We start from the raw sequence: 12,576 nt of genomic DNA, 5'->3' as shown, positions 1-12,576 counted from the left end.
GGCTACGCGGGGGCGGGCAGGAGGAAGGTTTCCACCTCGGTGCCGCCGTACCAGTCGGTGCGGCGCCCGATGTGGGTCATGCCGAGCCGACGGCAGACCGCCATCGACCGCTCGTTACCCGGTGTCACCACGGCGTAGACCTGCCGGCTGCCGGTGGCGAACTCACGCGCCAGCACGGCCCGGGCCGCCTCGGTGGCGTAGCCGTGGCCCCAGGAGTCGGGGTGCAGGTGCCAGCCGACCTCGATGTCCTCGGTCGGCGTACTGCCGTCGGCGCCGGGCAGCGGCTTGAGCAGCACGCTGCCCGCCACGACCCCGGTACCGGCCACCTCGATCGCCCAGAGGCCGTACCGGCCGGCGTACGGGGCGTACCGGTCCCGCCAGGCGACCACCCGCTCGGCGGCCTGGTCGGGGTCGGTGAGCCGCCCCGCTCCCCCGCCCAGCCAGCGCATCACCTCGTCGCGCGAGTAGATGTCGTAGATCCGGGCCAGATCGCCCGGCGTGTCCGTCCACTCGCGCAGCACCAGCCGCTCGGTCGTCTCAACGCTCATGCCCACCGACCCTAAACCCCACCCTCACCCCACCGGGACAGCGTTGATCATGAAGTTGACGGGGCATTCGGAGATCGAAAACTCCGTCAACTTCATGATCGACGGCGGGTGTGGTGGTGGGAGGCGTTAGGGTGCGGGGATGACGGGTGAGGTTCCTGGCCGGGCCGACGTGGTGATCGTCGGGTCGGGGCACAACGGGTTGGTGTCGGCGATCCTGCTGGCCCGCGCGGGGCTGGACGTGCTGGTGCTGGAGGCCGCCGACGTGATCGGCGGGGCCACCCGCACCGAGAACCCCTTCCCCAAGGTGCCCGAGCTGCGTCACTCCACCGGGTCGTACCTGCTCGGGCTGATGCCCCCGGAGCTGCTGGCCACCCTCGACGTACGCATCCCGGTGCTGCGCCGCGACCCGCACTACTTCCTGCCCACCCCGGGCGGTGCGGGCTCGCCGTACCTGCTGTTCGGCACCGACACCGCAGCCACCCGCAAGCAGCTCGCCGAGTTCTTCTCCCCCGCCGACGTGGCCGCCGACGACGCGTTGCAGGCCGAGCTGGCCGCGCTGCGCGAGGACCTCGCGCCGGCCTGGCTGACCGAGCCGCTGCCGGTGGAGGAGACCGCCGCGCGCTACGTCCGGCCGGAGCTGCAAACGGTCTTCGTGGACCTGGTACGCGGCTCGGTCGCCGACTACCTGGCCCGCTTCGACTTCCGCTCCGAACTGCTGGTCAGCATGTACGCGGTCACCGACGGCCTGTCCGGTCTCAACGCCGGCCCGGACGACCCCGGCACCGGGCACAACTTCCTGGTGCACAACATGTGCCGGCTGCCCGGCTCGGGCGGCACCTGGATGATCGCCGAGGGCGGCATGGGTACGGTGTCGCGCACCTTCGCCGACGCGGCCCGCGCCTCCGGCGCCCGGATCGTCACCGGCGCATCCGTCACCGCGATCACCCTGGACGGCGACGCGGCCAGCGGGGTGGTGCTCGCCGACGGCCGGGAAATCGGGGCATCCGTGGTGCTCGGCGCCTGCGACCCGTACCGGCTGATGGGGCTGCTGCCCGACGGCGCGCTGCCGACCACGCTGGCCGAGCGGATGGCGGCGGTCCGGCGCACCGGCACCACCCTCAAGCTCAACCTGGCGCTGCGCGGCCTGCCCCGCTTCTCCTGCCTGCCCGAGGGCGCGCCGAGCCCGTTCGGCTCGACCATCCACCTGCTGCCCGGCTCGGCGTCGCTGGCCGGTGGCGGGGGCGAGTCGCCGATGGCAGCGCTGCGTGCCATGTGGGCCGACGTGCAGGCCGGGCGGCTGCCGGCGGAGCCGACCATCGAGTGGTATCTGCACACCACCGTCGACCCGTCGCTGGCCGACCCGGCCGGGCACCACTCGTCGGCGCTGTTCGTCCAGTCGGTGCCGTACGAGCTGGCCGGCACCACCTGGGCGGAGGCGCTGCCCGGGTACGTCGACAAGCTGGTCGAGATCTGCGAACGGTACGCCCCGGGCACCGGCGACCTGATCGCCGACGCGGTGCCGCTGCCCCCGCCCGGGATCGAGGCCCACTTCGGCATCACCGGCGGGCACATCCACCACGTCGACAACACCGTCTCGTTCGCCGACCGGATGCCGTACGCCACCGGGGTCGACGGGGTGTACGCGGGCAGCGCGGGCTGTCACCCGGCCGGCAGCGTGATCGGCGCCGCCGGCCACAACGCCGCCCAACGCATCCTCGCCGACCTCGGCCGCTGAGGTGTGCTGAGGTGTAAGGAAGGGCACCTTATTAACGCCTGGAGTAGTAAAAGGGCCCCCTCTTGACGCACGCCTACCCGCTGGGCGGCGGCGCGTGGTTGAGGTACGCGAGGACTGCCAGTACCCGGCGGTGACCCTCGTCCGTTGTGGGCAGTCCGAGCTTGCTCATGATCGAGCTGACGTGCGCCTCCACCGTCCGGTCGGCGAGCCAGAGCCGGCGAGCGATGCCGATGTTGGTCAGCCCCTCGGCCATGAGCGCCAGCACGTCGCGTTCCCGGCTGGTGAGCGAGGCGAGCAGCCGGTCGCTCCGCTGGCCGCCGACGAGCCTGCGCACCACCTCCGGATCGAGGGCGGAGCCGCCGGCACCGATCCTCCGTACCGCGTCGAGGAAGTCGTCGACGTCGAGGACCCGGTCCTTGAGGAGGTAGCCGAACCCACCGTGCGCGACGAGTTCGACCGAGTGCCGGCTCTCGATGTGCTGGGAGAGCAGGACGATAGCGCACCGGGGCTGGGCCAGTCGGATCTGCCGAGCTGCGCGGGCGCCGTCATCGGTACGGTCCGGAGGCATCCGGATGTCGATCACCGCCAGATCGGGCTGCGTCCGCTCCACCTCGTGCAGCAGGGACGGGGCGTCATGGGCCTTCGCCACCACCTCGTGCCCCGCGTCGGACAGCAGCCGGGCCAGCCCTTCCCGGAAGAGCGCGGAGTCCTCGCCGATCACGATTCGCACGGCAGCACCGCCTCCACCGCCGTGCCCCCGCCGACCGGGCTGGCGATCCGCAGCCAGCCGCCGGCCGCGGCGACCCGGTCGGCGAGACCACCCAGGCCGGACCCGGGCCGGACGACCGCTCCGCCGGCTCCGTCGTCCCGTACCCGGACGGTCAGCTGTTCCGCGTCGCGCCCCACGCTGACGTCGATCGCCGTTGGCTGCGCGTGTTTGACGGCATTCGTCACCGCCTCGGTGACCACGTAGTACGCCGTCGTCGCCAGGTCCTCGGGGATCGCGTCGGCCGCCCGCAGGTCCAGCGTCACCGGAACCGGTAGCTGACTCACCATCGCGCCGAGCGCGTGGTCGAGCCCGTCGTCGAGGCTGCTCGGCCGCAGCCCGTGCGCGATCTGGCGCAGCTCCACGATGGCGTTGCCCAGTTCGGCCACCGACTGGTCGAGCAGGCCGTCGACGTCGACCGTGCCGTCGTCGAGATGGCGTTGCGCCAGCCGGAGCCGCATGCCGAGGGTGACCAGTCGTTGCTGGGCGCCGTCGTGCAGATCCCGCTCGATCCTGCGCCGCTCCTCGTACCCCGCGGCCAGCAGCCGGGCCCGGCTTCCCCGCACCGCACTCAGCGCCGAGGCCAGTTCCGCGCGCAGCCGCACGACCTCGACCAGCAACGAACTCGCCGAGGCCACCTCACGGAGCAGTTCCCGACTCGCCGCACCGTCGGCCACGACGATGCCGATGTCGGTGTCACCCAACCGCACGGCAGCCGACCGGCCGGGTCGATCCCGGGCCGGCTCGACCGGATGGCCTGCCGTGTCGAGCATCGTGGCCGATCCGGGCAGCCGGTAGCCGACCCGCAGGCTCGGATCGCGGAGCGCGGTACGCAGCACCCTCTCCAACTGCTCGGGCCGGGCGCTACCCACATCGGTCCGCCGGCGCAGGTCCTCGATCGCGGCGAGTGCCGCCTGCCGGGCCGGGTAGAGCCGGTGGTCGACGAAGCGTTGCAGTCGGTTGCGCATCGGCGCGAGCGCGGCGGCACAGACCGCCGTCGCGGCCGCCGCCGCGGCCGGCGAGCCGCGACCCGCACCGAGGCCGACCACGAACGACGCGACCGTGTAGAAGGCCAGCAGGATCGCCGTCACCAGGCCGTAGGTCGCCGTGGCGCTCAACGCCCGGTCGACGTCGTAGAGGTCGTGCTTGAGCAGCGCGATGGTGGTCGACGCTGGAATCGCCAGATAGGTCGCGATCAGTCCGACGAGCCCCAGCTCGGGCCGGTCGAACACCAGGTAGCTGGCCCAGCACAGCAGCAGCGTGAGCGGGAGGAAGCTCGCCCCCAGCACGAACCACTTCAGCTGGGCGCGCTCGACCGCGCTGCTGGTGCGGCGGTAGCGGACGACGATCGACACGAGCGACGCGACGAGCAGACCGAGAAAGATCGGCAGCAACGCCACGCTGACCAGCGCGATCACGTCGAGGGCCGCGGCGGGCGCGCGAAACGCCTTCGGTATGCCGGGAAACTGGGGCGCCGGCGTCGGGTCGAAGGCGGCCGTGAGAATAAACAGCGGCGGCACCACCAGCAGACCGACGACGACCCACCGCCAACGCCGTCCCGGCAGCCGGCCTTCGGGCACGAGCAGGAACAGCAGGGCCGGCGGCACGTACAGCAGCATCCAGACGCCACTGACGAGATCGACGTAGCCACCGGACACCGGCAGGCGCGGGTCGACGGCCACCGCAGCCGGGTACAGGTCGTTGACGACGACCCCGACGACGACGGCGCCGGTGAACACGAGCAGCAGACCGACGACGTTGCCCGGGCGGCGGGTCGCGACCGCCAGGCCGAGGAGAACGGACGACAGGCCCAGCAGCACGCCGACCGTCAACTCCGTGGTCGCCGACGCATCCCCGGCGATCACCGCGAGGTAGACCCCGAACCCGGCGGCTACCAGCACCGTCGCCGCGGCAAGGTACGCCACCAGCCGCTTTCCGTACACGGCATCACGGTAGCGGCGGCGGGCCGCCGCACGAATACGTGCCAGCACGGAACTTGTCCGGGCGCTGACACCGATCCGGTCCTCGGCCGTGACCAGGACGCTGTCCCCAATGTCGTACCGCGTCCGGAGGAACACATGAAACGGTCAATGTCGCTCACCGTCGGTCTGGTCCTGTCCGGCCTGCTCGGCCTCGCCGACCTCGTCTCGCCACTGCTCGGCACCGACGGGCCGCCCGTCGCCGTGGTGGTGACCGGTGCCGTCCTCGGCCTCGGCACCATCGTCGGCGTCGGACTCGGCTGGCCGAATCGAACCCGCGCCGGGGCGGTCACCATCATCGTCACCCGGTTGCTCTCCGCGCTGACCGCGGTGCCCGCGTTCTTCGTCGCCACGGCACCGTCGGAGGCGAAGGTCATGGCCGGGGTCGGGATCGTCCTCACCCTGCTCTGTGTCGCCCTGGTGGCTCCCGCGCTCCGCGCCCGCCCCGTCGCCGTGCCGGCCTAGCGGCACCACCTCACCGACCCCACCGGCCCCGGTCGGGCCGTTCGAATTGGAGTAGTCATGTTGGACACCGCAACCGAACCGGCGACGACGCCACGCCGCGCGACCGCGCTGGCCGCGGCGCTCTTCACCGCGCCCTGGGGGTTCGTCGTCGCCAACGGCGCGTACGCCTGGGCCACCCGCAATGGCGGCAGCGACGCCGACGGAGCCGGGGCGCTGGCGCTCGCCGCCGGGCATCCCGGACTGACCCGGCTCTCCGCCCTCGCCGCGATGGTGGCCAGCCTGCTCATGGTGCCCGCCGTCCTCGGCGTGCAGCGGCTGGTCGGCGACCGCAGTCGCCGGCTCGTCGGCAGCGCGGCAGCGCTCACCGCCGCCGGCTACATCTGCTACTTCGCCATCGCCTCCAGCAGCTTCGTCACGATCGCGATGGCGCGCCACGGCGGCCCGACGGCCGACTTCGCCGCGGTGCTCGACGAAGGGCAGTCCGACCCGTCGATGTTGTGGGTGTTCCTGCTGTTCGTCCTCGGAAACCTGGTCGGCACCGTACTGCTCGCCGTGGCGCTGTGGCGCAGCCGCACGGTGGCCCCCTGGGTCGCCGTCGCGCTGGGTGCCTGGGCGCCGCTGCACATCACCGGCCTGATCGCCGGGACCGAGTGGTTCGAGGTCGCGGGGGCCGTGAGCCAGGCCGTCGCCCTGGCCGTGGTGGGCCGCACGCTGCTAAGCAGACCGGCACCGAACTGACCCGACCTCCTGGCCCCGGCCCTGCCCCGCCGGCGCGACTCACCGAACGAGGGGGACGGCGAGGTGCGTCGGCGTGGCTCCGGCGGGGCGGCGTCGGCGCACCTCGGCATCCGCGCCGCGGCTCGCCTTGCGCGAGTCGGGCGACGTGGGTGACGTGGTCAGTCGGTCGGCTGGGCGATCGCCGGGGCCGGGGCTTCCTCGCCGACGCGGTGCGCCCGGACCTTGTGACCGACACTGGTCAGGCACCGGCCGCTGGGCATGTCGAACCGCCAGCCGTGCAGCTGGCAGGTGAGCTGGTCGCCGTCGACGATGCCGAACCGGCTCAGGTCCGCCTTCAGGTGCGGGCAGCGCCGCTGCACCACCCAGTCGCCCAGGGTGATGTCCTCGGCGTCGACGGCCCGCTCGTGCTCGTCGTACCAGCCCTCCGCGTACTGGAGGCGCTCGGTGGAGAGGCACTTGAAGAAGGCGTACACGAACTCGTTGTACTGCCCGATCCGGGCGGCAGAGAACCGGCAGGACAGGAAGAGCGAGTTGACCCAGTCCACCTCACCGATGTGCAGCAGGTGCTCCACCAACGCCCGCTCGGTACGGAACCGGTAGCGCACCTTCTCGTCCGCGTACGGCCGCACCTGCTTGCCCGGGAAGTCCACCACGATCGACTCGATGCTCTCCCCGTCGTAGCCGACCAGGTCGAACCGGACCGGGCCCCCCACCCCCTTGGCCAGGTAGATCGACTCGTCCAGCAGCGGCTCGATCCGCCGCTTCATCTCCTTGAGCACGTCGACCTCGGGGTGCCGCCAGGACGCCTTCTCCGCCTCGATGATCGGCCGCTTGCGCTCGCGCATCTCCGCAAGGTGGGCGGCCTTGTTGGCGAAGAACTCCTCGATCGGCTGCGGGTGGGTGGTGGTCGCCCCCTCCGTGGTGACCTCCGCGACGCTGCCCGGCAGCAGCACGATGCCGTTGCTGCCGCCGACCTTGGCGTACTCGGCCAGGAAGACCGACTGGTCGGGGAAGATGTTCCCCTCGTCGTCGAAGATGTCGTTGAACTGCCACAGCTCCTCGTCGAGGAAGCAGGGCGGGCCGGCGATCGGGAAGACGTGGTCGGCCTTCAGGTCGTCGATGTAGCGCCAGGTGCGGTCGAACTGACGGTCCCGCTTCTGCTTGCCGAACGCGGTCTTCGCCGCCTGCGGCAGCTCGTAGACCATCGGATACCAGATCGCGCCGGAGAACTGCAGCATGTGCGCGTGCACGTGGCCCAGCTCGGCGAAGACGCTCAGGTCGGTCGGGCGGGCGTCGTTCTGGTTGAGCAGCCGGACCCCGTCGTACTCCACCCAGAGCGAGGAGTCGCCGATCGGGCCGTCGGTCGGGCTGGTCAGCGCCTGGATCATGACCTTGAGGCCACCGTCCAGCTCGATGATCTCCTCGTTGCGGGTCTTCAGGAACTTCGTGAAGCCCAGCTCGCGGAACTCGTCCTCCATCTCCGAGGTGGGGAACTCGGGCAGCAGCACGGTCGCCTTCTTCGACACGTGCCGCTTGAGGTGGGCCGCGTCGAAGTGGTCCCGGTGCAGGTGGGAGACGTACAGATAGTCGACGTCGCCGAGGGTCTCCCAGTCGAGCTGGGAGTTGTCGGGGAACGGGAACCAGGAGGCGAAGTAGGCCGGGTTGACCCACGGGTCGCACAGGATGCTGCCCGCGGCAGTGTCGATCCGCATGCTCGCGTGCCCGGTACCGGTCACTCGCACCGCAGTTCCCCCTCAGAAAAGACAGACAAAGGCGTACCTCAGAACGCTACCGGAGGCAGTCTGGTCTACGCCCCGCGACGCCGCCATACCCGCCCGCCCCGCCAGGACGGGCCGAAGGTCCCGGGTCGGTGGGCCCTGCCCGGCCGGGCAGGTCCGCCCCGCCGCAGGTCCCCGCGCGGGGGGCGTGCCAGACTAGCCGGAGATCCGAACGCGAGGAAGGACCGACAGTGGCGGGAAGCGAGCCGGTAACTTCGCCAGACCAGCACAAGCCCGGGCACCGGAAGGCCGGGCGGATCGGTGCGGTACTCACCGCGCTCGTGCTGCTGGCAATGCTCTGCGGCAACCACGAGGGCAGGGTCGAGGACATCTGGCTGATCGGCCTGGCCGCGCTCCTGCTGCTCATCGTGGTCGGCGACGTGGTGCTGCGCCGCAACGGCCTGCGCTCCTGATCTGACACGCGCGAGGGCCCGCCCCCCACCCAGGGAGCGGGCCCTCGTCGTCGTCGTGGTGTCTCAGCGGCCGAAGAGGATGTCCTGGACGTTCTTCAGCGCGGCGTCGACCTCGGCCTCGAAGTAACCACCCTGCACCAGCCCGAAGCGCAGCGTGTCCAGATCCTTCGGGTTCACCGGCATCTGGTTACGCCCGGCCATCCCGCCGAGCAGGCTCTCGAAGAACCGGTCCACCTGGTCGGGGTCGTACCCACTGCCGAACCGGCGGACCTGGAAGCTGCGCCGGATCTGGTCCACCCGGTAGAGGTCGCTGCCGGGCGGACCGGCCATCGGCGGGCCGCCCATCGACGGCCCGGCCATTGCCGGCGGTCCCGCCATCGGCGGGGGACCGCCCATCGACGGCCCACCGAGCGCCTGCTGCGGCATGCCAGGCGGCCCGGCCGGGCCGCGACGCGGGTCCCGGTCCGGCAGGGCCCGCATCTCCGCGGTCATGTCGGCGCGACCGCGCCGGCCCGCCTCGAAGCCGTCGAAGCGCTGCTCGTCCGGGGGTCCGTAGCCGCCCGGCCCATCCGGAGGCCCGTAGCCACCCGGCCCATCCGGAGGCCCGTAGCCGCCCGGACCGGCGGGCAGGCCCCGCGGCGGTGGGCCGCCGTGGCCCATCGGGCCACCGGGCGGACCCATCGGTCCGCCGGGACCACGCGGCGCGTCGTACCCGCCCCGGGGGGCGTCGTACCCACCGGCGAAGGCGCCGGTCGGCTCGTCGTAGCGGCCGTAGGGCGGGCCGGCCTGCGCCGGCATCGGCCGGGGCGGCATCGGCGGCTGCGGCACCGGAGACATGCCACGGTCGTCGCGCATCGGCGGGCCGCTCCGGTCCGGCGGACCCATCCGGGAGTCGCCGCCGGCGCGGCCGGCGCTGCGCTCCTCCAGCTCGGCCAGCTGCCGCTCGACCCGGTCGAGGTGCAGGTCGACCTGCCACTCGTCGTAGCCGTTGAAGCGAACCCGGAAGACGACGTCGTGGACCTCCTGCGAGGCCACCGGGGCACCGACCGGCTGACCCGCGAGGGTCGCCTCGACCCGGTCCAGGAAGGCGTCCACCTCGTCAACCTTGTATCCCCGGCGGAGCGCCTTACGCCGGAAACGCTGACCCTGACTCGCCACTATGTCTCCTGGTCTCGATCGCCACGCCCGGTCACGCCGTCATCTCCCCGACCGGGTCGGTGCCACTGTCCTCCGCGGCGGCCAGCTGCCCACACGCTCCGTCGATCTCGCGACCTCGGGTGTCCCGCACGGTGGTGGACACCCCGGCGTCGCGCAACCGCCGGACGAACTCCCGCTCGACCGGCTTCGGGCTCGCGTCCCAGCGGCTGCCCGGAGTCGGGTTGAGCGGAATCAAGTTCACGTGGGCCAGCTTGCCGGCCAGTAGCCGCCCGAGCAGATCGGCTCGCCACGGCTGGTCGTTCACGTCCTTGATCATCGCGTATTCGATCGACACACGACGTCCCGTGCGAGCCACGTAGGCCCAGGCTGCGTCCAGCACCTCGGACACCTTCCAGCGCTGGTTGACCGGCACGAGTTCGTCGCGCAGCTCATCATCGGGGGCGTGCAGCGACAACGCAAGAGTCACCGAGAGGTCTTCGCTGGCCAGTCGGTGGATGGCCGGCACCAGCCCGACCGTGGACACGGTGATGTGTCGCTGGGACAGACCGAGGCCCTCCGGGGCCGGTGCGACCAGCCGACGGATCGCGGCGATCACCCGGTTGTAGTTCGCCAGCGGCTCCCCCATGCCCATGAAGACCACGTGTGACAGCCTCGGCGGCGACCCCGACACCGCACCGGAGGCCGCCACGCCGGCCAGGTAGACCGCCTGGTCGACGATCTCCGCGGTGGAGAGGTTGCGGGTCAGACCGGCCTGGCCGGTCGCGCAGAACGGGCACGCCATCCCGCAACCGGCCTGGCTGGAGATGCAGACGGTGACCCGGTCCGGGTAGCCCATCAACACGCTCTCCACCAGCGACCCGTCGTGCAGCCGCCAGAGCGCCTTGCGGGTCGCGCCGTCGTCGCAGGCCAGTTCGCGTACCGGGGTGAGCAGCCGGGGCAGCAGCTGGTCGGCCAGGCGCTCCCGGGACGCCGCCGGCAGGTCGGTCATCTGCGCCGGGTCGCGCACCAGTCGGCCGAAGTAGTGGGTGGAGACCTGCCGGGCCCGGAACGCCGGCTCTCCGAGCCCGGTGACCAGGGCTTTCCGGCCGGCCAAGTCAAGGTCGGCGAGGTGCTGCGGGGGCATTGCCGCCCGGCGCGCGCCGGGCGCGTCCGGGTCGACCGGGATCATGGGCAGGCTCGTCATGGCCCGTCCAGTCTGGCACGCCCGGCTCGGAACGCATCCGTCCGGAGGTGGCGGATCCGCTCTGGCCGCCTCCGCGACCCGGATGCGCCGGCGTGATCCATGCCTCAATTCACCGCCGGTACGAAGACCACGAGCAGCAGGTAACCGGTCGGTACGGCGAACAGGACCGAGTCGAGCCGATCCATCAGTCCGCCGTGCCCGGGCAGCAGGTTACTCATGTCCTTCACGCCGAGATCCCGCTTGATCATGGATTCGGCGAGGTCGCCGAGGACCGCCGCGGCCGAGACCGCCACTCCGAACACGGCGCCCCACCAGGGAGCCACGTCGAACAGCAGCCAGAGCAGGACGGCGCTGCCCAGCGCCGCGGCGCTGACCGAGCCGGCGAGGCCCTCCCAGGACTTCTTCGGGCTGATCGTCGGCGCCATCGGATGCTTGCCGAAGTTGGCGCCGGCCGCGTACCCGCCGGTGTCGGAGAGCACCACGGCGACCAGGGTCACCAGCACCCGCAGGTCTCCATCCGGGGACGCCGCGAGCAGGGCGGCGAAGCCGCCGAGGAAGGGTACGTACACCGCGATCAGGGCGGCGGCGGTCATGTCCCGCCGGAAACCGGCCAGGCCGTCGCCGAGCCGCCAGACCAGCGCGCCCGCGACGGTGACCAGCAGGCCCAGCATGAGCGCGTCCAGGCCGGCGAACCAGGCCAGGGTGACGGTGAGCACCCCACCCGCGATCAGCGGCACCAGCGGCACCTCGGCACCGCCGCGGCGCACCGCCCGGGACATCTCCCAGATGCCCACGCCGAAGGCCGCGACGATCACCAGCAGGAACGCCGGGGGGTAGAGGAACAGTGGCAGCAGAACCGCCGCGCCCAGGCCCACACCGACCGAGATGGCCGCCGGCAGGTTCCGCCCGCCCCGGCCCGCCGTCTGCTGGCTGGCCGGCCGACCGGCACCCGCCCGCCGCCGGCCACGGTGGCGGCGGCCCGTCGAAGCCTCGGCGTCGGGCTCCGCGGTCTCCTGCGCCGGTACCGGGGCCAGCTGGGTGGTCGGCGCGTCGTCGTGGTCCCGGCCGTCGCCAACCCGCACCGGCGCCAGCTGCGCCGTGGGAGCGTCCTCGTGGTCCAGGTCGCGGCGCCCGTTCGCCCCGGCCGGGAAGCGGTCCCGACCACCGTCGTAGGGGCCACGCCGGTCCCGGTCGTCGTCGTACGGCTCGTACGGCTCGTGCGGTTCCCGGTCGCGGTCGCGGTCGCGGTCGCGGTCGGGCGGACCATACAGGTCCCGGTCCCGGTCGCGGTCGTACGGACCACGCGGTTGCCGTTCGTCGTACGGGCCACGCAGGTCCCGGTCGTCGTACGGATCAGGCAGGTCTCGGTCGTCGTACGGGCCGCGTCGGCCGCCGAACCCGGCGTCGGGCGGGCCGCCCCGGTCCTCCGGGTGTCGGTCGTACGGGCGGTCGGCCGGCGGCCGAAGGTGGCTACGCGGCTCGGCGTGCAGCTCAGGGCCGGGGTGCGAGTCCCGGGCCCATCGGCCGGGCTCGACGTCCGGGTCCGGCCAGGGCAGCGGGGTGGGCCGGTCCGAGCGGTCCCAGCCGCGGGCCTCGGCGCCACCGTAGGGGTCGAGGTGGGACATCACGCACCAGACGAGAGCGGTACGAGATCCACCACTTGACGCACAGCCACTACCATCCCCTACCCGCGCGAGGCGCTCCGTCTGATTTGCCGGCCCGTCGGCTGGCCGATCCCCACCGTTCATCGCCGGGTCGCCGGGAATCGTGCCGAGCCTACTGCACCCGCCCGCCCGATAGGACGTACCAGTAC

General features: G+C 72.3%; 11 protein-coding genes. 4 read left to right on the top strand and 7 right to left on the bottom strand.

The annotated features are described in order from the left end of the window. Positions 1–2 precede the first annotated feature (2 nt). Complete coding sequence (locus C1I95_RS26440; protein ID WP_111217750.1) at positions 3–548, bottom strand: GNAT family N-acetyltransferase; 546 nt, start codon at positions 546–548, stop codon at positions 3–5. 139 nt (positions 549–687) lie between these two features. On the opposite strand from C1I95_RS26440, the gene C1I95_RS26435 reads away from it, so the two are divergent. Further along, on the top strand, positions 688–2,283 hold the full coding sequence (locus tag C1I95_RS26435; RefSeq protein WP_111217748.1) for a phytoene desaturase family protein: 1,596 nt from the start codon (positions 688–690) through the stop codon (positions 2,281–2,283). A 73-nt stretch (positions 2,284–2,356) separates the two neighbouring features. On the opposite strand, the gene C1I95_RS26430 is transcribed toward C1I95_RS26435, so the two are convergent. After that, the gene (locus C1I95_RS26430; RefSeq protein WP_111217746.1) at positions 2,357–3,013 is read right to left on the bottom strand and encodes a response regulator transcription factor; all 657 of its coding nucleotides are present in this window, start codon (positions 3,011–3,013) and stop codon (positions 2,357–2,359) included. Then, a complete protein-coding gene (locus tag C1I95_RS26425) occupies positions 3,001–4,992 on the bottom strand; it encodes a sensor histidine kinase (protein ID WP_146605852.1) in 1,992 nt (663 codons plus the stop codon). The genes C1I95_RS26430 and C1I95_RS26425 overlap by 13 nt, the downstream gene beginning before the upstream one ends. A gap of 135 nt (positions 4,993–5,127) precedes the next feature. Between C1I95_RS26425 and C1I95_RS26420 the strand changes: the two genes are divergently transcribed. Further along, positions 5,128–5,493, top strand: coding sequence for a hypothetical protein (locus tag C1I95_RS26420; protein WP_199523919.1), 366 nt, complete (start codon positions 5,128–5,130; stop codon positions 5,491–5,493). A 57-nt stretch (positions 5,494–5,550) separates the two neighbouring features. Continuing rightward, on the top strand, positions 5,551–6,231 hold the full coding sequence (locus tag C1I95_RS26415) for a hypothetical protein (RefSeq protein ID WP_111217740.1): 681 nt from the start codon (positions 5,551–5,553) through the stop codon (positions 6,229–6,231). A 158-nt stretch (positions 6,232–6,389) separates the two neighbouring features. Here C1I95_RS26415 and C1I95_RS26410 read toward each other — a convergent pair whose 3' ends face one another. Then, positions 6,390–7,973: a Rieske 2Fe-2S domain-containing protein gene (locus C1I95_RS26410; protein ID WP_111217738.1), complete on the bottom strand. Its 1,584-nt coding sequence runs from the start codon at positions 7,971–7,973 to the stop codon at positions 6,390–6,392. Positions 7,974–8,200: 227 nt separating this feature from the next. Between C1I95_RS26410 and C1I95_RS26405 the strand changes: the two genes are divergently transcribed. Beyond that, a complete protein-coding gene (locus C1I95_RS26405) occupies positions 8,201–8,422 on the top strand; it encodes a DUF2631 domain-containing protein (RefSeq protein WP_111217736.1) in 222 nt (73 codons plus the stop codon). A gap of 63 nt (positions 8,423–8,485) precedes the next feature. Here the strand turns inward: C1I95_RS26405 and C1I95_RS26400 are convergent, their stop codons facing one another. The 3 genes from C1I95_RS26400 to C1I95_RS26390 all read right to left on the bottom strand — a co-directional run bounded on the left by C1I95_RS26400 (position 8,486) and on the right by C1I95_RS26390 (position 12,388). Further along, positions 8,486–9,580, bottom strand: coding sequence for a DivIVA domain-containing protein (locus tag C1I95_RS26400; RefSeq protein ID WP_111217734.1), 1,095 nt, complete (start codon positions 9,578–9,580; stop codon positions 8,486–8,488). Positions 9,581–9,611: 31 nt separating this feature from the next. Further along, entirely contained in the window at positions 9,612–10,763 is a 1,152-nt protein-coding gene (rlmN, locus tag C1I95_RS26395) for a dual-specificity RNA methyltransferase RlmN (protein ID WP_111217732.1), read from the bottom strand. Between the two features lie 104 nt (positions 10,764–10,867). Next, positions 10,868–12,388: a phosphatidate cytidylyltransferase gene (locus C1I95_RS26390; RefSeq protein WP_111217730.1), complete on the bottom strand. Its 1,521-nt coding sequence runs from the start codon at positions 12,386–12,388 to the stop codon at positions 10,868–10,870. Between the last annotated feature and the right edge of the window lie 188 nt (positions 12,389–12,576).

It is taken from the genome of Micromonospora craterilacus (assembly GCF_003236315.1).
GTDB lineage: Bacteria > Actinomycetota > Actinomycetes > Mycobacteriales > Micromonosporaceae > Micromonospora > Micromonospora craterilacus.
Note: the sequence above shows the minus strand (reverse complement) of the source record. Positions and strands in the feature narration are given on the sequence as shown.

Excerpts from the sequence above, each read along its gene's own strand:
- C1I95_RS26440 (WP_111217750.1), bottom strand. The coding sequence starts at position 548 with ATGAGCGTTGAGACGACCGAGCGGCTGGTGCTGCGCGAGTGGACGGAC.
- C1I95_RS26435 (WP_111217748.1), top strand. The coding sequence starts at position 688 with ATGACGGGTGAGGTTCCTGGCCGGGCCGACGTGGTGATCGTCGGGTCG.
- C1I95_RS26420 (WP_199523919.1), top strand. The coding sequence starts at position 5,128 with ATGAAACGGTCAATGTCGCTCACCGTCGGTCTGGTCCTGTCCGGCCTG.
- C1I95_RS26415 (WP_111217740.1), top strand. The coding sequence starts at position 5,551 with ATGTTGGACACCGCAACCGAACCGGCGACGACGCCACGCCGCGCGACC.
- rlmN (WP_111217732.1), bottom strand. The coding sequence starts at position 10,763 with ATGACGAGCCTGCCCATGATCCCGGTCGACCCGGACGCGCCCGGCGCG.
- C1I95_RS26390 (WP_111217730.1), bottom strand. The coding sequence starts at position 12,388 with ATGTCCCACCTCGACCCCTACGGTGGCGCCGAGGCCCGCGGCTGGGAC.